Below are 20,796 nucleotides of genomic sequence, written 5' to 3' on the forward strand. Positions count from 1 at the left end.
TGCTGCGGGCGTGGTGATCGACAACAGCATCACGCTGACGGATGCGGACGACACGCAGATGGCATCGGCGACGGTGACCATTTCGGCGGGTCGGACGACGGGTGATCTGCTCAATTTCACCAACCAGAACGGCATCACCGGCAACTACGTCGCTGCGACGGGCGTGTTGACACTGACGGGTCCAGCGACGACGGCGAATTATCTGACGGCCCTGCAGTCGATCACCTTCAGCAGCACGAGCGATGATCCGACGGTGAACGGCACGGCGACGGGTCGCACGATCAGCTGGACGGTGACCGACGCCAACTCCGACGCTGCGGGCGCTGCGACGAGCACGACGCAGACCTCCACGATCAACGTGACGGCGGTGAACGATGCGCCGGTGTTGGGTGGTCTGGGCGGCTCGGTGGGTTACACCGAGAACGCTGCGGGCGTGGTGATCGACAACAGCATCACGCTGACGGATGCGGACGACACGCAGATGGCATCGGCGACGGTGACCATTTCGGCGGGTCGGACGACGGGCGATCTACTCAATTTCGCCAATCAGAACGGCATCACGGGCAGCTACAACGCCGGAACGGGTGTTCTGACGCTGACAGGTGCTGCGTCAACTGCGAATTACTTGACGGCTTTGCAATCGATCACGTTCAGCAGCACCAGCGATAACCCGACCGCGACGAGTACGACGCGAACAATCAGTTGGGCAGTGACGGACGCAAACTCTGATGGTGCGGGTGCTGCGACGAGCACGACGCAGACGTCGACGATCAACGTGACGGCAGTGAATGATGCGCCGGTCTTTGCGCCAACTGGAGGAGTATTGACTCTGGTGAGCAATACGGGCAACGGTGCCGTGACGTTCACGGAAGCGGCGCTGGTGGCTTACTTCACCGATGTTGATAGCAGCCAAATCGGCGTGGCCGCTGTCGCGGCAGATACCGGGCTCCAGACCGTCAATGGCACGAACTTGGGCGGGGGCACGGGCCTGACCACGGTGGGTACGATCACTGTCGACGACAACGGAACGCTCGGCGGAACGTTTACCGTCACGGCCACGGATGGGACAACGGCGAGCGCGCCAGCGTCGTCGGTAACGTTCACCAACAATGCGACCGGTACTCTTGCACTCAGCGCCGCCGCCAACGGCGACTCGATCATCGTTGCCTCTCAGACGGGGAACACCACCTTGAATGGTGGTGGTGGTAATGACTGGTTGATCGGCAACACGGGCAACGACACCCTATTGGGTGGAAATGGAAACGACGTGCTGATTGGGGGCGAGGGCAACGACAGGATGACTGGCGGGGCCGGGGTGGATCAGTTCCGATACAACCTTACGGGTGCCACTACCAACGATCCGGTGGGGGGTATCGACGTCATCGTCGATTTCCTGACGGGCGCGGGCGGCGATCAGATCGGAATTTCGCAGGGTTTCATTGATTTCGCTAACACGGGAACGTCCTCTGGGGGCACGACCCTGGCTGCAAGCGATTATCTGACTCGCGCCTCAATTACCAATTTCGTCAATTTGACGGACAGCGATAAGCTCATCGAGCTCTCGTCGTCTCTGACGACAAACCAGATCGAGACTCTGGTGACCCCGGGAAACGGCACCACAGAGGCATTTGTTCTGGTCTTCAACAGCACGACGAATCGTGGCGAGCTGTGGTTTGATCCGCGTTGGGAGACCACCGTAGCCCGCGTTCAAGTGGCGACTTTCGAGAACATCACCTCTCTGGCTCAGCTCACCGCTTTCGATAACACCAATTTCATTCAGTTCAGCTAAGGCGCACTTCTAGCCCACCATGTTAGGGAGACGTTTAGTTCTCTAGCAGGTGGGCTGAGTAACCGGCTGGGTATTCGGGCGCCTGCGGATCAAGACGGCAAGCAACAGGGGGCTCATGAGCAGCCCTGCGCTACCGCCTCCGCCAGATGATCCGCCGCCACTGGCGTTGGATCCGCTGGCATCGGGCGGTGACGGGATGGTCGTGGGCGGCGTCGAGCTGGAGCAAGCAGCAGCCGCCGCGACTCCCGGATTCTTCCCGCCCACCCGCGAGCATCCGGTGTTCTGCGGATCCAGCACGCTCTTAAGCGAAAGCGGCGACAGCAGATTCGCGCCGGGCTGGGTCCACGCGGTATCGAGGCGCGCGTAGTAATCGGTGCCGCCGTTGTTGCTCGTCGTGGACGTGCATTCCGATCTGCCGCCGGAGAGCGTGCCGACGAGGTAGCCGTCCTGATTCCACAGCGCGGAGCCCGAAGAACCCGATTCGGTCGTGCCCTTGCTCCAGTTCGTTGCCCAGGCGTTGATCTTGAACCCGTCGGAGAGGAGTTCGCCGCAGTGCGAGCCGATGCAGACGCCGGAAGCGGCGGATGCCGGACTGGTGAAGCGGCTCAGTTTCTTGTCGTCACCAGAAGGGTGATGAATGCCCACGCCTGATGTAGGCACTGCACCGCTGATATCGAAACCACTGTAGTAGGCGTTGAAGCTGCTGGGTGGCTTCGACGCGAGTTCGATGAGGGCGAAGTCGGAGTTGCTGCCGAGGCGGGAGTTCGTGAGCAGCGTCTTGCCGCGCAGGTTCTGCAACATGGCGCCCCACGTGCCGCCGGCGCAGGCGCCGCGCTGAACGTTGAAATAGACGATCGTGGACGTGACGTTGAGATCGTTGATGCCGCAGTGATTCGCGGTCAGCACTAGAGGCCGGTCGTCCTGCTGCGCGTTGTTGACCAGAGTGCCGGAGCACAGGGTCGTGCCGGCAATCGTGAGCATCACGGTGGCGCGCGATTGCGGATGCCAGGCATCGCCGGCACTGCAGGCGACATCGACGTTGCAGGCGCCCGAGGCGCCGTTGCCGGTGCCGCTCGAAGGATCCAGCGGCCAGCTGCGCCCCGATACATCGGCGAATCCGTGGAACGCGCGCTCGATGACGATCGCGAAATCCTCGCGCTCTTCCGTCGGCATGTTGGCTTCGATCAGCGCCTCGTTACTCCTCACCAGCGGCAGCCATGTGGAGCCGGTGCTCGCTGCAACGATAGGGCCCTGCATGTCGTGCCCGTCGCGGTCGTACACCCAGAGCTGCGCGTTGGGAGGCAGCGTGAGTTGTCGCAACTCGAAGCTCAACGAATGTGCGCCGTCCGACCCGATGCGCAATCTCCAGCGTGCGCGCCCGGGCGCCGGTTCATCCCACGTACCGGCACTGGCGTCGGCCATGACCGGAGTGCCGACTGCGAACGTGAGTCCGTCTTCCTTCCGGGCTTCGATCAGGCTTTTCACCACGACGGGCGAGAGTTGGACCACCGGCACGGAATCGCGTGAATCCAGCGTCGGAGGCGTCGCCATCGCGAAGCGCGGCAGCGCGAACAGCACCAGGAACCCAATGGCGCGGATCAGGAGATCTGCAGAGCGCGCGCGAGCCGGGCGATGCCGAGCCGCCTCCGAAAGCCGCCCTACAAGTTCTGTTCCTCGGCTCCGCCGTCGAGATTCCGACGTGGTCGTCACGTCCACGCGGAAGCGGTGGTGCTGCAGGATGGCTTGCGTGGGTAGCGTCGCGCCCATGTTCATTCTCGATTGCTGACGAATGAGGTAGCGGCGAGACCGCGTGCGACTTGAGTGCTCTCGTCCGGCTCGCGGACGAGTGGACGTTCACGCGCCGGGAACGGCGCGTCGGGTTACATCTGGATCAGGTGTCCTGAAAGCGTAGCCCGGGTGAAACCCGGGGTTACGCTCCGTATGCGAGGGGAATCCCGGGTTTCACCCGGGCTACGGATCGTCAGGCGTCGCGCAGCAGCGCAACGACCCGACGCTCAGCCCAGGAATCGAAGCGCCAGTTCTCGATGAAGCCGCAGTGGCCACCGTGATCGGTGATGTCGCAGGCGACCACCGAGCCGCCCACTTCGAGGCCTGCGAAATCGCGGATCGGGATCACGCTGTCGTCGCGGGAAGTGACGATCGCCAGCGGCGAGGGCGAGGCGGCCAGCAACGCAGGCGTCAGCGTGTATTGCGCCAGATAGTCTTCGTACGTTGCGTACTCGGTGAAGTCGGCGACGAAGCGGCGGGTCGTGTCGACGAATGTCTTGAGCTGTCGATAGGCACTGAAGTCGTAACGCGGCCAGGCGCGCCGCTTGGCCTCGAGCGTGCGCTGCCATTTGTCCAGGAAGTACCAGCGGAACAGCGCGGGTCCGCTGTCGATGCCTTCGAGCGTCGAAGCCGGATTGATCGACGGCGAGATGCCGATCGACAGTCGCGGGTTCACGCCGCGCGATGAACCCTGCAGCCCGACGCGCAGCGAGAAATTGCCGCCCAGGGAAAAGCCGATGACGAACAGCGGGCCCTGCGGCTCGAGCGTGCGGATGCGCGCGAGCGCGCCGAACACTTCGTCCATGCGGGCCGAGTGGAACATCTCTTCGTTCAGATCGTGCGTGCCGGCGTGATCGCGCAGGTTGAGCCGGAACGTCGCATACCCTTCGGTGTGCAGGCGGGCCGCCATCGAGTAGAGATAACTCGAATCGTGGCCGCCCTCCCAACCGTGGACCAGCACGGCGAGGCCGCGACTCGCTGCGGTCGGGGCAGGGGTCTGCTGGCCCGTCAGACGTACGCCGTGGCCGCAGTCGAGCACATGCGCGATGGATTTGGCGTTGAGGTCGAGTCCCTTCTTGCGCCACAGGCGCTGGACCGGCCGCTTGCTCGCCAGCGTCGATTGGAGGCTGGCGTGGCGCAGGCCTGCTGGTGGCGCGAACGCCGGGAATCCCTTGTCGTCCGCGGGCGGCATCGAGCGTACGGGCTCAGGGCGTCGCGAGGCGGCGCAAGGTGGTTTCGTAGATGCGCGAAAGCGGCTCGAGATCGTCGACGCGGACGTGCTCGTTGATCTTGTGGATGCTGTCGTTGATCGGGCCGATCTCGACGACCTCCGCACCCCAGGGGGCGAGGAACCGGGCGTCGGAGGTGCCGCCGCCGGTGAACAGCTCGGGTTCGGCCACGCCGACGACGTGCGCCACGGCGCTGCGTGCAGCGTCGATCAGCTTGCCCGCGCGGGTCAGGAACGGCTGGCCGGTATGCCACCAGGTGGCTTCGTACTGCGGGCACCAGCGATCGAGCACGGCGTGCACGCGCGCCTTGAGATCGTCGGCTTTCGATTCCGTCGAATAGCGGAAGTTGAAAACGGCTTCGGCCGAACCCGGGATCACGTTGGTTGCGCCGGTTCCGGAGTGGACGTTCGAGATCTGGAAGGACGTCGGCGGAAAGTGCGCGTTGCCTTCGTCCCAGCGAGTGGCGACGAGTTCGGCCAGCGCCGGCGCCAGGCGATGCACCGGGTTGTCGCCCTTGTGCGGATAGGCGACGTGCCCCTGCTTGCCGATGACCTTGAGATTGCATCCCAGCGAGCCGCGGCGTCCGACGACGATGCGGTCGCCCAGCCGTTCGTTGGAAGAGGCCTCACCGACGATGGCGTAGTCCGGCACCAGGCCGCGCGCCTGCAGCAGCCGGACCGCGTGCTGGGTGCCAAAGGTCGCCATGCCTTCTTCGTCGCTGGTGACCAGGAAGGCGAGGGTGCCCGGAAAATCGCCGGCAGCGAGCAGGCGCTGCACGGCGCAGACCATGGCCGCGAGACCCGACTTCATGTCCGCCGCGCCGCGTCCGTACAGCACGCCGTCGCGAATCTCGGGTGTGAACGGATCGGACGTCCACTGGTCGAGCGGGCCCGTCGGGACGATATCCGTATGCCCTGCGAGGATCGTCAGCGGGCGGCCGCTGCCGCGCGTGGCCCACAGGTTGGTGACGCCCTCGGCGTCGAGATATTCGATCGTGAATCCCAGCGGGCGCAGACGCGCTGCGATGATCTCGCAGCAGCCGGCGTCGTCGGGCGTGTTCGATCGCTGCGCGATCAGCGCGCAGGTCAGGTCCAGAACGGCTTGCGGAGAAGTGCTCACGAACGACGCTGATGCTTCAGAGATCGCGCAGCAGCTCGTTGATGCCGACCTTGCCGCGCGTCTTCTCGTCCACGCGCTTCACGATGACGGCACAGTTCAGGTTGTAGCGGCCGCCGTCCTTGGGCAGCGAGCCCGCGACGACGACGCTGTAGGCGGGGACGCGGCCGTAGGAGATTTCGCCGGATTCGCGATCGTAGATCGGCGTGGACTGCCCGATGAAAACGCCCATCGAGATGACCGAGCCCTTTTCGACGACGACGCCTTCGACCACTTCCGAGCGTGCGCCGATGAAGCAGCCATCTTCGATGACGACCGGGCCGGCCTGGATCGGTTCAAGCACGCCGCCGATGCCCACGCCGCCGGACAGGTGCACGTTGGCGCCGATCTGGGCGCAAGAGCCCACGGTCGCCCAGGTGTCGACCATCGTGCCGCTGCCGACATAGGCGCCGATGTTCACGTAGCTCGGCATCAGGATCGCGCCCGGCGCGATGTAGGCGCCCTTGCGCACCGCGGCCGGCGGCACGACGCGGGCGTTCTGCTGCGCGAAGCGCTCGGCGCTCCAGCCATCGAACTTGAGCGGCACCTTGTCCCAGCCGCCGAGCTGGCCCATGCCGATGGGCGCGTTGTCATGCAGGCGGAAATACAGCAGCACCGCCTTCTTCAGCCACTGGTTGACCTTCCAGCCTTCGGCGGTGGGTTCTGCGACGCGGGCCTTGCCCGAATCGAGCTGCTCGATGGCCTCGAGTACGGCTTCGCGCACAACGGCGTCGTTGCGATCGAGGGTGGCGCGGTTTTCCCACGCGGTGTCCAGTGTCTTCTGAAGGTCGGTCATATGAATTGCTTTCGACCGGGGCTGACGCCCCGTCCTATGGGGGTTACTAAGCTTCGCTGCGATCCAGCGTGCGGGTCAGCACTTCGCGCAGATCGTCGAGCGTTTCCTCGTCCGTGATCGGACGATGTGCGGAATCGGTGATGAAGAACACGTCCTCGGCGCGCTCGCCGATCGTCGCGATCTTGGCGGCGTCGAGGAGGATGCCGCGCTTGTGGAAAGCGCGGCCGATCATCGACAGCAGGCCCGGCTGATCGGCCGTGACGAGTTCGAGCACGGTGCGCGCACGCGCCTCGTCCTGGCTGACGTAGATCGTCGTCGGCGTGTTGAAGTGCTTCAGGCGATGCGGAATGCGGCGATTGATCTCGACACGCGAGATGGCCGGATCACCCAGGACCTTGCGCAATTGCTCGCGGATCTCCTCGTGGCGGTGCGGATTCTGGATCGGTGAACCGTCGCCTTCCATGACCACGTACGAGTCGAGCACGAAGCCGTCGGCCGAGGTGTGGATGCGGGCATCGAGAATCGTCAGACCCAGCCGCGCCAGCACGCCGGTGGACAGCGCGAACAGGTGATCGCGGTCGTGCATGTAGACGAAGACCGTGGTGCCGCGTCCGCCGACGGTGTCGACGATGACCAGCGGAAGCTCTTCTTCCCTGGCCTTGAGGATCGCCGGCAGATGCCACGCGAGTTCCTCTGCGGAGTGCCTCAGGAAATATTCGTCGCCGAACCGGGCCCAGGCCTTGTCGGCCGTGGCGGCGTCGATGCCCTGGGCGGCGAGCAGCGGCGTCGCCTCGGCCTGGGTTTCGTCAACCATCTCTTCCTGACGCAGCGGATTCTCGATGCCGCGCTCGAGCGTGCGGCTCGTCGCCTTGTAGAGATCCAGCAGCAGCGACTCGCGCCAGGAATTCCACAGCGCGGGATTGGTGGCGCGGATGTCCGCCACCGTCATCAGGAACAGGTAATCGAGGTGCGTGCGATCGCCGACCTTGCGCGTGAACTCGGCGATGACCTGCGGATCGGTGATGTCGGCGCGCTGGGCGGTGAGCGACATCACCAGGTGGCTCTTCACCAGCCAGGCGACCAGTTCGGCGTCGGTGTGCGACAGGCCGTGGTCCAGGCAGAACTGTCGGGCTTCGGATGCGCCGATGTCCGAGTGGTCTCCACCGCGGCCCTTGGCCATGTCGTGGAAGAAGCCTGCCAGGTAGAGCAGCTCCTGCTTGGCGATCTTGTCCATCCGCTGGCTGCAGAACGGCATCTCGTGACGGAAGCGTTCCATCGCGAAGCGCCGCAGGTTGCGCACGACATACAGCGTGTGTTCGTCCACGGTGAGCGTGTGGAACAGGTCGTACTGCATCAGGCCCACGACCTTGCCGAACGCGGGCAGGTAGCGGCCGAGCACGCCGTATCGATTCATGCGCCGCAAGTTGCGCGTCAGGCCGCGGCGTTCACGGAACATCTCCATGAACAGCGTGCGTGCACGCACATCGTTGCGGACTTCATCATTGATCAGGCGGGTGTCGCGCAGGATCATCCGTACGGTCTGTGCGCGGATGCCTTCGAGCCCGCGATGCTGCTGCATCAGCAGGAAGATCTCGATCAGCGCCTCGGGATCCTTGCGGAAGACGTCGTCGTTGCGCGCTTCCATGTAGCCGTTGCGGATCTGGAAACGCGCGTTGACGATCTTCACCGCCGCATCGGGCAGCGGGTGCAGGATCGCTTCCTCGAACAGCTGCAGCAGCATGTCGTTGAGGCAGCTCAGCGACTTGATGGTGCGGTAATACAACTGCATGAACTGCTCGACCGCCTGGTTCGGATGCTGCGGATCGCTGTTCACATAGCCGAACAGGCTCGCGATCTTCACCTGGTGATCGAACAGCAGACGGTCTTCCCGGCGGCCCGTGATCATGTGCAGTGCGAAACGCACGCGCCACAGCAGGTCCTGTCCCGCGAAGAGTTCGTCGCATTCCTGCTTGGTCAGGAAGCCGTGATCGCGCAGCTCGCTGAGCGTGCTCGCGCCGAAGTGACGCTTGGCGACCCAGCCGATCGTGTGGATGTCGCGCAGGCCGCCGGGCGATTCCTTGACGTTGGGTTCGAGTTTGTAGCCGGTGTCGTCGTATTTGCGGTAGCGAGCCTGCTGCTCCGCTTTCTTGGCGCGGAAGAATTCCGCGACCGGCCAGACCTTGTCCGGCGTCAGGCGCTTCTGCATCGCTCCGAACAGCGACTCGTCGCCGGTCAGGTAGCGCGCCTCCATCAGGTTGGTGATGACCGTGATGTCCTTGGCCGCCTCGGACGCGCATTCGTCGAGCGAGCGGACGCTGCTGCCCACTTCCAGCCCGATGTCCCAGAAGAAGGCGGTCAGTTGCTCGAGCGACTTGCGAAGATGCTCGAGGCTGGTGCCGTCGTGCAGCAGCAGGATGTCGATGTCCGACGAGGGCAGCAGTTCGCCGCGCCCGTAACCGCCGACGGCGATCAGGGCGATGCCGGGAGAGTCCGGAGACAGATGCCGGAGCCAGGCTTCGCGCAGCACTTCATCGACGAGGTGGGCGCGTGCCCGGACCAGCGATTCGGCGGCCTGGCCCTCGTGGAAAAGGCTCAGCAGGCGCTCCTTGCCCCAGGCGAGCGTCGCGCGGAAGGCCGGAACCGGCTTGCCATCGTCCGCTCGCAGGCGCGCGCGGACCTTCCGCGCAGAGAACACGCTGGCGGCTTCGTCTTCGGCTAGTTCGAGTTCGGCACCCATGCTCGGCAGTGTCCCGTTTCCAGGTGCCAGTTACCAGTTGATCCGGAATAGCGTTCCGTTGGCCTGGGAACCGGAGTCCGGCAGACGCGGCTAGATCGTTTCGCCTTCCCGCTGCGTCAGCACTTCGAAGCCGTCCGCCGTGACGAGCACCGTGTGCTCCCACTGCGCCGACAACGAGTGGTCCTTGGTGACCACCGTCCACCCATCGGGAAGCAGGCGAACCTCTGCCCGTCCCGCATTGAGCATGGGTTCCACGGTGAAGCACATGCCTTCCTGGAGTTCGATGCCGGTGTCCGGCTTGCCGTAGTGCAGGACTTGCGGATCTTCGTGGAAGATCTGCCCGATTCCGTGGCCGCAGTATTCGCGCACGATCGAGTAGCCACGCGATTCCGACAGCCGCTGGATGACATGGCCCAGGTCGCCGAGGCGAACGCCGGGCTTGATCAGGCGGATGCCGGCGAGCATCGCTTCGCGGGTGGTCTCGACCAGGCGCTTGGCCAGGACCGTGGGTTCGCCGACGAAGAAGGTCTGGCTGGTATCGCCGTGCCAGCCGTCCTTGATGACGGTGATGTCGATGTTGATGATGTCGCCGCGCTTGAGGACCTTGGCGCTCGGGATGCCATGGCAGACCACATGGTTGACCGAGGTGCAGATCGACTTCGGGAAGCCCTTGTAGTTGAGCGGGGCGGGGACGCAGCCCAGTTCGTCGACGATGTAGCGGTGGCAGATCCGATCGAGTTCGTCGGTCGAAACGCCGGCTTTGACATCCGGTGCAATCATTTCCAGCACTTGCGCCGCCGCGTGTCCGGCCTCACGCATTTTCTGGCGTTCGTCCGGGGTCTTGATCGTGATGCCCATGCGGGGAGAGGTTTCCGAATCCATCGGGTAAGCGGTTCCAGGCGATTTTCCTCGCTGCCGAGCCTACTTGGCACGGTTGAGAGGCGAAGCCGCGCATGCTATAAAGCCGCGCTTTTTTTGGCAACGAAGTTCCTCTGGTTCTTCCGCGTCACAACCTCATCCGTTCCGGCCTTGGGTGCATCCGTACTTCACCCCGGAGCGGTCAGTTCTAACCCAAGGAGTTGTTTCAATGTCGAATGTCACCATGCGCCAGTTGCTGGAGGCGGGGGCCCACTTTGGCCACCGGACCCGTTACTGGAACCCGAAGATGGATTCCTACATCTTCGGAAGCCGCAACAAGATCCACATCATCAACCTCGAGCACACCCTTCCGTTGCTGAAGGATGCCTGCTCCTACGTCGGCAAGATGGCCGCCAGCGGTGGCCGCGTGCTGTTCGTCGGCACCAAGCGCGCCGCCCGCGAGGCGATCGAAGCCGAGGCCCAGCGTTGCGGCATGCCCTTCGTCAGCCAGCGCTGGCTCGGCGGCACGCTGACCAATTTCAAGACCATCAAGGGCTCGATCAAGCGCCTGCACGAGATGGAAAAGCAGGTCGAGGACGGCACGATCAACCGCCTGTCCAAGAAGGAACAGCTCCTGTTCCAGCGCGAACTGGAGAAGCTGCGCCGCTCGCTCGGAGGCATCAAGGACATGCCGAGCCTGCCGGATTGCCTGTTCGTCATCGACACGGGCTACGAGAAGATCGCCGTCGCCGAAGCCCGCAAGCTGGGCATTCCGGTGGTCGCCGTGGTCGATTCGAACAACGATCCCGAGCTGATCGACGTGGTCATCCCGGGTAACGACGACGCCACCCGCGCGATCAAGGTCTACTCGCAGTGCGTGGCCGACGCCATCATCGAGGGCCGCGGCTCCAACAGCGTCGCTCCTCGCGAAGATGCCGCCGACGCGGCTTCGGCCGAAGACCGTGGCGCACGCCGCCCCCGTGGCCCGCGCAAGCCGGCCGGTCGTGGCGAGAAGGCGGAGGGCTGAGCATGGCTGCAGTAACTGCCGCTCTGATCAAGGAGCTGCGTGACCGTACCGGCGCCGGCATGGGCGATTGCAAGAAGGCGCTCGAGGCTGTCGAGGGCGACCTCGACAAGGCAATCGAGAAGCTGCGCATGGATGGAACGACCAAGGCCGACAAGAAGGCCGGTCGCACGGCTGCCGAAGGCATCATCGCCCTGGCGTCCAACGCCGAGGCGGTGGCGCTGGTCGAGGTCAATTCCGAGACCGATTTTGTCGCCAAGAACCCGGAATTCCGGGCCCTGGCCCAGTCGGCTGCCAACGCGGCGCTCGTCCATCGTCCGAAGTCGGCCGAAGAACTGGTGGCGCTCAAGGTCGGTGACCGTACGCTCGACGAACTGCGCCGCGAACTCGTCGGCAAGATCGGCGAGAACCTGACGATCCGTCGCGTGGACATCGTGGTGTCCGGCGGGGGTCCGCTGGTCACCTACGTGCACCCTGGCGACAAGATCGCGGTTGCCGTGGCGCTCACGGCCGGCAGCGTGGATCTGGCGAAGGATCTGGCGATGCATATCGCCGCGATGTCGCCGCGTGCGGTCGATCCGGCGAGCATTTCCGCCGACATCGTGGCCGCCGAGCGCCGCATCATCGAGGCGCAGGTCGCGCAGGAACAGGCGGAGGACGCCGCTGCGGGCAAGAAGCCGAAGCCGGCCGAGATCGTCGCCAAGATGACCGAAGGCAAGGTGACCAAGTTCCTCGACGAGCAGACCCTGATCGGTCAGCCCTTCGTGAAGAACGACGCCTACGGCCTGAAGTCCGACGCCAAGGTGCGCGAAGTCCTCACCAAGGAGAAGGCCACCGTGTCGCAGTTCGTGCGGCTGGCCGTGGGCGAGGGCATCGAGAAGAAGCAGACCGACTTCGCAGCGGAAGTGGCTGCGGCAGGCGGCTGAGAAGCTAAACTAGTGTGATCCCGAGGCCCCGGAAACGGGGCTTCGTTTTATCCGAAGCCGACATCAGCCAGCCCGAACGGAAGCTTGATCGATGAGTAACAAGCCGGCTTACAAGCGCATCCTGCTGAAAATCTCCGGTGAAGCCCTGATGGGCGACCTGGAGTTCGGTATCTCTCCGAAGGTGATGTCCTTCGTGGCCGAAGAGCTCAAGCAGGTCGTGGCGGCGGGCGTGCAGGTGGCGCTCGTGGTCGGTGGCGGCAATATCTTCCGCGGCGAAGGCCTTGCGCGTGCCGGCATGGATCGCGTCACCGGCGACCAGATGGGCATGCTGGCCACCGTGATCAATGCGCTGGCGATCCAGGACGCGATCGAACGCGTGGGTCTGCAGGCGCGCGTCCAGTCGGCCATCCGGATCAACGAGGTCTGCGAGGACTTCATCCGTCGCCGTGCCGTGCGCCACCTCGAGAAGGGGCGCGTGCTGGTGTTCGGCGCCGGAACGGGCAATCCCTTCTTCACGACCGATTCGGCTGCCGCTCTGCGCGCCGTCGAGATCGGCGCCGATCTGATGCTCAAGGCCACAAAAGTGGACGGCATCTACACGGCTGATCCGAAGAAGGACAAGACCGCGACCAAGTACGACGAACTGACGTACGACAATGCGCTGGATCAGCGCCTCGCCGTGATGGACCAGACGGCGATGGTGCTGTGCCGCGATCACAAGATGAAACTGCGGGTCTATGACATGGACCGCCCCGGTGCGCTGATCAGCATCGTGATGGGCGACCAGACCATCGGCACGCGCGTTCACGCCTGAGGAAAACATGATCAACGACATCAAGAAGGAAGCTGGCGATCGCATGCAGAAGTGCATCGACTCGCTGAAAGCCGCGCTGGCCAAGCTGCGCACGGGCCGCGCTCACGCGGGTCTGCTCGACCATCTCACCGTCGATTACTACGGCTCCGAGGTTCCGCTTTCGCAGTGCGCGAACGTGGTCGTCGAGGATGCACGGACGATCTCGATCACGGCCTGGGAAAAGAACATGACCTCGGTGATCGAGAAAGCGATCATGAAGTCGGATCTGGGCCTGAATCCGAGCACCGCCGGCACGATCATCCGCATCATCATGCCGCCGCTCACCGAAGAGCGCCGTCGCGACATGGCGAAGATCGTCCGGGGCGAGGCCGAGGGCGGGCGAGTCGCCATTCGCGCCGTGCGCCGCGATGCCAACCAGGACATCAAGGAGCTGGCGAAGGAGAAGGTGATCAGCACTGACGATGAAAAGCGCGGCGAAACCGAAATCCAGAAGCTGACCGACCAGTTCGTCGCCAAGGTCGACGAGCTGGCTGCCGCCAAGGAAAAGGAGCTGATGTCCCTTTGACGGCTGGCGGCATGGGCGAGGCCGGAATCTGCGGCCATCGCGACATCCGCTACCGCATTGCGCTCGCATTCAGCATCGGCACGTTCGAATTGCCGATACTGCTCTCCACGGTGATCCCCACTTGATCCAGGCCCCGCCACCGCTGCCAGACGAAAGCGTTCCGACGCATGTTGCCGTCATAATGGACGGCAACGGACGCTGGGCGAACGCGCGTGGAGAGCCGCGCGCCTTCGGGCACCGTGCTGGCGTACGCGCCGCCCGCCGTGTGTTGCGATGCGCCCGCAAGCACGGAGTGGAGTACCTCACGGTGTTCGCGTTCAGCCAGGAGAACTGGCGACGCCCGGCCACCGAGGTCAGCCTGCTGATGCAGTTGTTCATCCGCACGCTGGGGCGCGAGATGAATTCCTTGCACCGCAACGGCGTGCGCCTGCGCTTCATCGGCGACCACGCCGAGTTCTCCGCGCCGCTGCGCGCCGAGATGAACCGGGCCGTGGAGCTGACCCGCGACAACCGGGAACTGAAACTCAACGTCGCGGTGGGCTATGGCGGCCAGTGGGACATCGTGCAGGCGGCGCAGCGACTGGCCGAACGCGGCGAGACCATCACGGCTGCCGGCATCGAAGCGGGCCTGGATACGGCCGGCATTCCGCCTCCGGACCTGCTAATCCGTACCGGTGGCGAGAAGCGCATCAGCAATTTCCTGTTGTGGCAGCTCGCCTACGCCGAACTGTATTTCTGCGACACGTTGTGGCCGGACTTCGGCGACGCCGACCTCACGGCTGCGCTGGACTGGTTCGCGACGCGCCAGCGGCGATTCGGCCGCGTGCCCGAAAGCGCCTGATCGGACACGCCCCTCGATGCTGATCCAACGGGTACTGACCGCGCTGATCCTGCTGCCGCTGCTGATCGCAGCCATCGCGTTCCTGCCGCCGCCGGCGCTGTACGCCGTCTTCTGCGCTGCGGGCCTGATCGCGGGTTGGGAGTGGGCAGGGCTGATGAAGGCGCCCGCGCCCTCCACCGCGATCCGCGCGGGTTTCGTTGCGAGTTGCGCGGCGCTGCTCGCCGCCGGCTGGCTGCTGCGGGAACACGCGCTGTGGGTATGTGTGGCCGCAGGGCTGTGGTGGCTGCTGGCGATCGGGCTCGTGCGCGGCTATCCGGGTAATTTCGAACGCTCGCGACCGGGTCTCCCGGTGATGTGGCTGATCGGCGTGCTGCTGATCGTGCCCACGATGCTTTCGCTGTGGATGCTGCACGCCATGCCCAACGGGCCGTGGCGCGTGTTCTTCCTGTTCTTCCTGGTCTTCGCCGCCGACACCGGCGCGTACCTCGCGGGCCGAAATTTCGGCAAGCACAAGCTCGCGCCGTCGGTATCGCCAGGCAAGACGGTGGAGGGAATGGTGGGCGGACTGCTGCTCTGTGCCGCCTGGGCGGCATGCGCCGGTCCCTGGGTTTTCCCGATCGATTCGCCGGTGCAGATCGTGCAGCTGGTGGTGCTGTGCCTGTTCGTGGCGCTGTTCTCGGTGCTGGGTGACCTGGTCGAGAGCCTGTTCAAGCGGGCTGCGGGAGTGAAGGACAGCGGCACGATCCTGCCGGGTCACGGCGGCATGCTGGATCGCGTGGACAGCATCCTCGCAGGCGCGCCGATGATGGCGCTGGGCCTGACCCTGCTGAAACTCTGATGCGAAAACTGCTCGTCCTGGGTGCGACCGGCAGCGTTGGCCGCAGCACACTGGACGTGGCGGCGCGTCACCCGGACAAGCTCGACGTCGTGGCACTTGCGGCGAATCGCGACGTCGAAGGCATGCTCGATCTGGTTCGCCGGTTCCGGCCCCGCGTCGTTGCGATGGCGGATCTCTCGGCCGCTCGCGCGCTGCGCCAGGCCAATCCCGGTTGCGAGGTGCTGGAAGGCATCGATGCGATCTGCGACCTGGCGGCGGACGGCTCGACCGACACCGTGATGTCGGCCATCGTCGGTGCCGTGGGCCTGCATCCGACGTTGTCGGCCATCCGCGCCAGCAAACGGGTGCTGATCGCCAACAAGGAGCCGCTGGTCATGGCTGGCGCGCTGATGATGGAGGAGGCGCGCACGCACGGCGCCACGATCATCCCGATCGACAGCGAGCACAACGCGATCTTCCAGTGCCTGCCCGGCGACTATCGTTGCGGGCACGAGGTGAGGGGGGTGCGCCGGCTGATCCTGACCGCCTCGGGTGGCCCGTTCCGCGAAACACCGCTGGAGGCGCTGGCGGACGTGACGCCGGAACAGGCCGTGCGCCATCCGAACTGGAGCATGGGCCGCAAGATCTCGGTCGACTCGGCCACGCTGATGAACAAGGGCCTGGAACTGATCGAGGCCGCGGCGCTGTACGGCCTGCCGCGCGAGCGGCTCGACGTGGTGGTGCACCCGGAAAGCGTCGTCCATTCGCTGGTCGAGTATGTGGACGGCTCCAGCCTCGCCCAGCTCGGACAGCCGGATATGCGGGTTCCGATCGCTCACGCGCTGGCATGGCCGGAGCGCTGGGAATCCGGCGTCGGCGGGCTGGATCTGGCGGCGCTGGGCCGGCTGCGCTTCGAGACGCCTGACCTCGAACGCTTCCCTTGTCTTCGTATCGCCCGCGACGCGCTGGCCGCCGGCAAGAATTTTCCGAACGTATTGAACGCGGCGAACGAAATCGCGGTCGAAGCGTTTCTGAACGTCCACATCGGGTTTCTGGGGATTCCACGAATGGTCGAAAGCTGTTGCGAGGCGGCTCTAGCGGCTGGCCTCCCCAACCCGTCCGACATCGACGCCGTTTTGCACGTCGATGCTTGGGCGCGCGCGTGGTGTGGCGGGAGCCTGAAGGAGCTCGCCGGTGCTTGACCTCGTCTGGGATATCGCCGGGTTCGTCGTCGCCCTGAGCATCCTGGTGTGCTTCCACGAGTACGGGCATTACTGGATGGCCCGCCGCCTGGGCGTGAAGGTCCTTCGATTTTCGCTGGGCTGGGGCAAGCCCTGGAAAAGCTTTCACACGCGCGACGGCGTCGAATGGGCGCTGGCCCCGTATCCGATCGGCGGCTACGTCAAGATGCTCGACGAGCGCGAAGGCCCGGTTGCTCCGTCGGAGCGCCATCTCGCCTTCAACACGCAGTCGGTTCCGCGGCGCATGGCCATTCTCGTGGCCGGCCCGCTCGCCAATTTCCTGCTCGCCATTGCCCTGTACTGGCTGATCTTCATGATCGGCGTCCAGGGATTGCGGCCGCTGATCGACGCCCCGCGACCGGGCACCGCCGCCGCCGCCGCCGGACTGCACGCTGGCGATGAGGTCCTGACGGTCGGCGGCACGCCGGTGCCGACGTGGAATGAGCTCCGCATGGAGCTGATCGACGGCAGCCTGGGCAGCGCTCGCATCCAGTTGGCCGTTCGCAACGAGCAGGGGCTGACCCGCGAGGTCACCTTGCCGCTGAACGGGGTCCGTACCGACCCGCAGTTCCTGTTCGACGACCTGGGTCTGGATGTCTGGCAGCCGAAGATCGATCCGGTGCTGGGTCAGATCATGCCGGGCAGTTCCGCCGAGGCAGCTGGCCTGATCGCGGGCGATCGCATCGTCAGCATCCAGGGCGAGCCGATAACCGATTGGCGGTCACTGGTGACGGCGGTCCGGCCGCGACCTGGCGCGGTGACCCGGATCGAGGTGAATCGTGCCGGCACGATGATCGAGGTCAACGCCGTCCTGGCCAGCGTCGACGAGGCAGGACACAACATCGGACAGCTGGGCGCGCGCCCCGCTGTTGACGAGGAGTTGTGGCAGAATCTGCGCGCCGCGCGCCGGCTTGGTCCGATCGATGCATTTCCTGCAGCGGTCGGACAGGCATGGCAGATGACGCAGCTCACGCTGCGAGTGCTCTGGCACATGGTGCTCGGCGAAGTATCGATCAAGAACGTCAGTGGTCCGATCCAGATCGCGCAGGTGGCGGGAGATTCGGCTCAGATCGGGCTCGTTTCATTCCTCAGCTTCATGGCGGTGGTCAGCGTCAGCCTCGGCGTGCTGAATCTGCTGCCGGTGCCGCTGCTCGATGGCGGTCACCTGCTGATGTTCGCGATCGAAGGAATCAAGGGGAGGCCCTTGTCCGAGCGGGCACAGATTGCTGCTCAGTACGTGGGCCTGACGTTCATCGGCATGCTGATGGTGCTGGCTCTGTTCAACGACATCATGCGCCTCGTCTGACGGCGCCATAAGCAAACCTCGATGGGTCAACACAACAAGCGTTTTCGGCTCAAGCTGATTGCGGGCGCGGCAGCCATGATGTGGCTTCCGGCAGCCTCCGCCTTTGAGCCCTTCACCATCCGCGAGATTCGCGCCGAGGGCCTGGAGCGCCTCGATGTCGGCACGGTGCTCACCTACCTGCCGCTGTCGGTAGGCGACCAGCTCACGTCGCAGACATCCCGACAGGCCATGCGAGGGCTGTACTCCTCCGGTCTGTTCGAGGACGTCAGATTGGAGAGCGACGGTGACACGCTCGTGATCTTCGTCAAGGAGCGTCCCGCGATCTCCAAGTTCGAGATCGAGGGCAACAAGAAGATCGGCGGCGACGAGTTGATGGACTCGCTGAAGAATCTTGGCCTGACCGAAGGCGAGTTGTTCAAGCGCGAACTCCTCGACGGCGTCGAGCAGGAACTGCAGCGGCAGTACTACGCCAACGGCTACTACGACGTCCAGATCAAGACGACCGTCGAACCGCTGCCGAACAACCGCGTGGACCTGAAGATCGACGTGACCGAAGGCAAGGTCACGACGATTCGCGACATCAATATTCTCGGCAACAACGTCTACTCGCGCGAAGAGCTTTTCGAAGCTTTCAAGCTCGACAAGACCAACCGCTGGGAGCCGCTGCAGAAGTCGGACAAGTACTCCAAGCAGCAGCTCGGCGGTGACCTCGAATCATTGTCGTCGTACTACCAGGATCGTGGTTACCTGAAGTTCGAAGTCGCCTCGGTCCAGGTGCAGCTGTCCCCCACCAAGGAGGACATCTACATCACGATCAACGTCGAGGAAGGCGATCGCTACAAGATCAAGGACACGAAGTTCTCCGGCGACACGATTCTGCAGTCCGATTTCCTCAAGCTGTTCCTCTCGACCAAGCCGACGCAGTGGTTCTCGCGCAAGGAAGCCACCGAGAGCGCCAATCGAATCGAAGCCGCGCTGTCCGACGTGGGCTACGCCTTCGCCAAGGTCACGCCGCTGCCGGAGATCGACGAGAACACGAAGGAAATCACGCTCAACTACTACGTCGAGCCGGGCAAGCGGGCCTACGTACGTCGCATCAACTTCTCCGGACACGGTCGCACGCACGACGAGACGCTGCGTCGTGAAATGCGCCAGCTCGAAGCCGCGCCTTTCTCGAAGAGCAGTGTCGAGCGCTCGCGTGTGCGACTCGCTCGTCTTCCGTTCGTGGAAGAGGCCGAGGTCGAGACGCAGCCCGTTCCGGGCAGCGACGATCTGGTCGACATCAACTTCAAGGTAAAGGAGCGCCCGCCGGGCTCGATCCAGTTCGGCGTGGGCTTCTCCGGTTCGCAGGGCTTCCTGATCACCGGCAGCGTGACGCACACCAACTTCCTGGGCACCGGCAACCGCGTCAGCCTGGAAGTGAGCAACAACTCGGTGTCCAAGGCGGCCAGCGCGAGCTGGACCGATCCTTACTTCACCAACGACGGCGTCAGCCAGACGGTATCGGTCTTCTACCGCAAGGCCGATTCGGTGATCCGTCAGAGCTCGGGTTTCAACTACAACACGATCGGCACGACGCTCACCTACGGCATTCCGTTGTCCGAATATTCGGCGCTGCGCGCAGGCTTCGGTATCGAAACGACGGCGATCGACACGTTCGCCAACAGCACGTCGGATCAGGTGCTGGAGTTCGTGATCGACAACGGTACGCGCTACACCGACTTCGAATTCCGGACCGGTATCTCGCGTGATACGCGCAACCGCACGTTCTTCGCCTCGCGCGGATCGCTGCAGTCGCTGACACTCGATGCCCGCATCCCGGGCAGTGATCTGGAGTTCGCGACGGCGACGTACCGCATGCAGCAGTACATCCCGTTGCCGTTCAAGTTCTTCGTTGAATTCAACGCGAACGTCGCGGCCTCGGAAGACTACGGCAGCGGCAAGTCGCAGGTGCCTCCGTACGAGAACTTCTTCGCCGGCGGCTCGCGCACGGTACGTGGTTTCGACGACGGCTCGCTGGGTCCTCGCGATACGCCGTTCGACAACCCCTTCGGTGGCCGCTTGCGCACCACGTCGCAGACCGAAATCGTCATTCCGACGCCGTTCGAGAGCGACCAGAAGTCGACCCGCGTCAGCTTCTTCTACGACATCGGTCAGGTCTACAAAAGTCCCAAGGATTTCGACGCGGACAAGCTGAAGAATTCGGCCGGTATCGCGTTTCAGTGGTTCACGCCCTTCCTGGGATTGCTCGATCTGTCCTACGCTTATCCTCTGAACGACGAATCGAGCGACGACACCGAGCGTTTCCAGATCAACTTTGGTACCGGCTTCTGAGGACACGATCGCGAGATCGCATCCTTCTTCATAAACACACCTAGAGACTTCCATGCGTAATTTTCACCGTGTCTTTGGCGTCATCGCCCTCTTCGTCCTGAGTGCCGGGGCTGCCCAGGCCGCCGACATGAAGATCATCACGATCCGCTTCGGGGATATCGTTCAGGCTGCGCCGCTGTTCAAGTCCGGCCAGACCCAGTTCAAGACCGAGTTCGAGAAGCGCAAGACCGATCTCGAAACCGAGGCGCGCAAGCTCGGCGACGACGCCAAGAAGTTCCAGCGCGAAGGCGACGTGATGAGCAGCGATGCCCGCGCCAAGACCGAAAAGGACCTGCAGACGCGCAAGATCGACTTCGAATACAAGCAGCGCCAGCTTCAGGAAGACGCGCAGAAGCGCGAGCGCGAGCTGTACGACAAGGTCATGAACAGCATCAAGGCCGTCGTCATCGAAGTGGCCAAGGAACAGAGCGCCGACATCGTGCTTCAGGATCCGGTGTACGCCGCTCCTGGAATCGACGTGACCGACCAGGTCATCAAGCGCCTCCAGGCTGCTTCGCCCGCGAAGTAAGCGTTTCG

At 64.2% G+C, this 20,796-nt stretch carries 18 protein-coding genes; 12 read left to right on the forward strand and 6 right to left on the reverse strand.

What is annotated here, in order from left to right; genetic code table 11:
- Positions 1-1,789: beta strand repeat-containing protein (locus DFR24_RS24295; protein ID WP_211346573.1), on the forward strand; the 1,789-nt coding region annotated here is incomplete at its 5' end.
- A 42-nt stretch (positions 1,790-1,831) separates the two neighbouring features.
- Here DFR24_RS24295 and DFR24_RS02755 read toward each other — a convergent pair.
- From DFR24_RS02755 to map, 6 genes are all read right to left on the reverse strand, one after another.
- Positions 1,832-3,367, reverse strand: coding sequence for a trypsin-like serine peptidase (locus tag DFR24_RS02755; protein WP_162850999.1), 1,536 nt, complete (start codon positions 3,365-3,367; stop codon positions 1,832-1,834).
- 403 nt (positions 3,368-3,770) lie between these two features.
- Positions 3,771-4,769, reverse strand: a complete 999-nt coding sequence (locus DFR24_RS02760) for a YheT family hydrolase (protein WP_133879814.1) — start codon at positions 4,767-4,769, stop codon at positions 3,771-3,773.
- 13 nt (positions 4,770-4,782) lie between these two features.
- Positions 4,783-5,925, reverse strand: a complete 1,143-nt coding sequence (gene dapE, locus DFR24_RS02765) for a succinyl-diaminopimelate desuccinylase (protein WP_133879815.1) — start codon at positions 5,923-5,925, stop codon at positions 4,783-4,785.
- A 16-nt stretch (positions 5,926-5,941) separates the two neighbouring features.
- Positions 5,942-6,757 (reverse strand): 2,3,4,5-tetrahydropyridine-2,6-dicarboxylate N-succinyltransferase, encoded by an 816-nt coding sequence (gene dapD / locus DFR24_RS02770; protein WP_133879816.1) that lies wholly within the window; start codon positions 6,755-6,757, stop codon positions 5,942-5,944.
- Between the two features lie 46 nt (positions 6,758-6,803).
- A complete protein-coding gene (gene glnD, locus DFR24_RS02775; protein WP_133879817.1) occupies positions 6,804-9,494 on the reverse strand; it encodes a [protein-PII] uridylyltransferase in 2,691 nt (896 codons plus the stop codon).
- A gap of 90 nt (positions 9,495-9,584) precedes the next feature.
- A complete protein-coding gene (gene map, locus DFR24_RS02780) occupies positions 9,585-10,352 on the reverse strand; it encodes a type I methionyl aminopeptidase (RefSeq protein WP_133881436.1) in 768 nt (255 codons plus the stop codon).
- A 229-nt stretch (positions 10,353-10,581) separates the two neighbouring features.
- On the opposite strand from map, the gene rpsB reads away from it, so the two are divergent.
- The 11 genes from rpsB (at position 10,582) to DFR24_RS02830 (ending at position 20,788) form a co-directional block, all read left to right on the forward strand.
- Positions 10,582-11,379 (forward strand): 30S ribosomal protein S2, encoded by a 798-nt coding sequence (rpsB, locus tag DFR24_RS02785; protein ID WP_133879818.1) that lies wholly within the window; start codon positions 10,582-10,584, stop codon positions 11,377-11,379.
- 2 nt (positions 11,380-11,381) lie between these two features.
- Positions 11,382-12,302, forward strand: a complete 921-nt coding sequence (gene tsf / locus DFR24_RS02790; protein ID WP_133879819.1) for a translation elongation factor Ts — start codon at positions 11,382-11,384, stop codon at positions 12,300-12,302.
- Positions 12,303-12,393: 91 nt separating this feature from the next.
- Positions 12,394-13,116, forward strand: a complete 723-nt coding sequence (pyrH, locus tag DFR24_RS02795) for a UMP kinase (protein ID WP_133879820.1) — start codon at positions 12,394-12,396, stop codon at positions 13,114-13,116.
- Positions 13,117-13,123: 7 nt separating this feature from the next.
- The gene (frr, locus tag DFR24_RS02800) at positions 13,124-13,681 is read left to right on the forward strand and encodes a ribosome recycling factor (RefSeq protein ID WP_133879821.1); all 558 of its coding nucleotides are present in this window, start codon (positions 13,124-13,126) and stop codon (positions 13,679-13,681) included.
- Complete coding sequence (locus DFR24_RS25115; RefSeq protein WP_281280136.1) at positions 13,678-13,806, forward strand: hypothetical protein; 129 nt, start codon at positions 13,678-13,680, stop codon at positions 13,804-13,806. Before frr ends, DFR24_RS25115 begins: the two co-directional genes overlap by 4 nt.
- On the forward strand, positions 13,803-14,522 hold the full coding sequence (gene uppS / locus DFR24_RS02805; protein WP_281280137.1) for a polyprenyl diphosphate synthase: 720 nt from the start codon (positions 13,803-13,805) through the stop codon (positions 14,520-14,522). Before DFR24_RS25115 ends, uppS begins: the two co-directional genes overlap by 4 nt.
- Before the next feature lie 16 nt (positions 14,523-14,538).
- Positions 14,539-15,360 (forward strand): phosphatidate cytidylyltransferase, encoded by an 822-nt coding sequence (locus tag DFR24_RS02810; protein WP_133879823.1) that lies wholly within the window; start codon positions 14,539-14,541, stop codon positions 15,358-15,360.
- Positions 15,360-16,541 (forward strand): 1-deoxy-D-xylulose-5-phosphate reductoisomerase, encoded by a 1,182-nt coding sequence (locus tag DFR24_RS02815; RefSeq protein WP_133879824.1) that lies wholly within the window; start codon positions 15,360-15,362, stop codon positions 16,539-16,541. The genes DFR24_RS02810 and DFR24_RS02815 overlap by 1 nt, the downstream gene beginning before the upstream one ends.
- Positions 16,534-17,886 (forward strand): RIP metalloprotease RseP, encoded by a 1,353-nt coding sequence (rseP, locus tag DFR24_RS02820; protein WP_133879825.1) that lies wholly within the window; start codon positions 16,534-16,536, stop codon positions 17,884-17,886. Before DFR24_RS02815 ends, rseP begins: the two co-directional genes overlap by 8 nt.
- A gap of 21 nt (positions 17,887-17,907) precedes the next feature.
- On the forward strand, positions 17,908-20,220 hold the full coding sequence (gene bamA / locus DFR24_RS02825) for an outer membrane protein assembly factor BamA (protein ID WP_133879826.1): 2,313 nt from the start codon (positions 17,908-17,910) through the stop codon (positions 20,218-20,220).
- Positions 20,221-20,272: 52 nt separating this feature from the next.
- Positions 20,273-20,788, forward strand: coding sequence for an OmpH family outer membrane protein (locus DFR24_RS02830; RefSeq protein ID WP_133879827.1), 516 nt, complete (start codon positions 20,273-20,275; stop codon positions 20,786-20,788).
- Positions 20,789-20,796 lie beyond the last annotated feature (8 nt).

Origin of the sequence: Panacagrimonas perspica, assembly GCF_004364935.1 — a bacterium.
GTDB classification, from domain to species: Bacteria; Pseudomonadota; Gammaproteobacteria; order Nevskiales; family Nevskiaceae; genus Panacagrimonas; species Panacagrimonas perspica.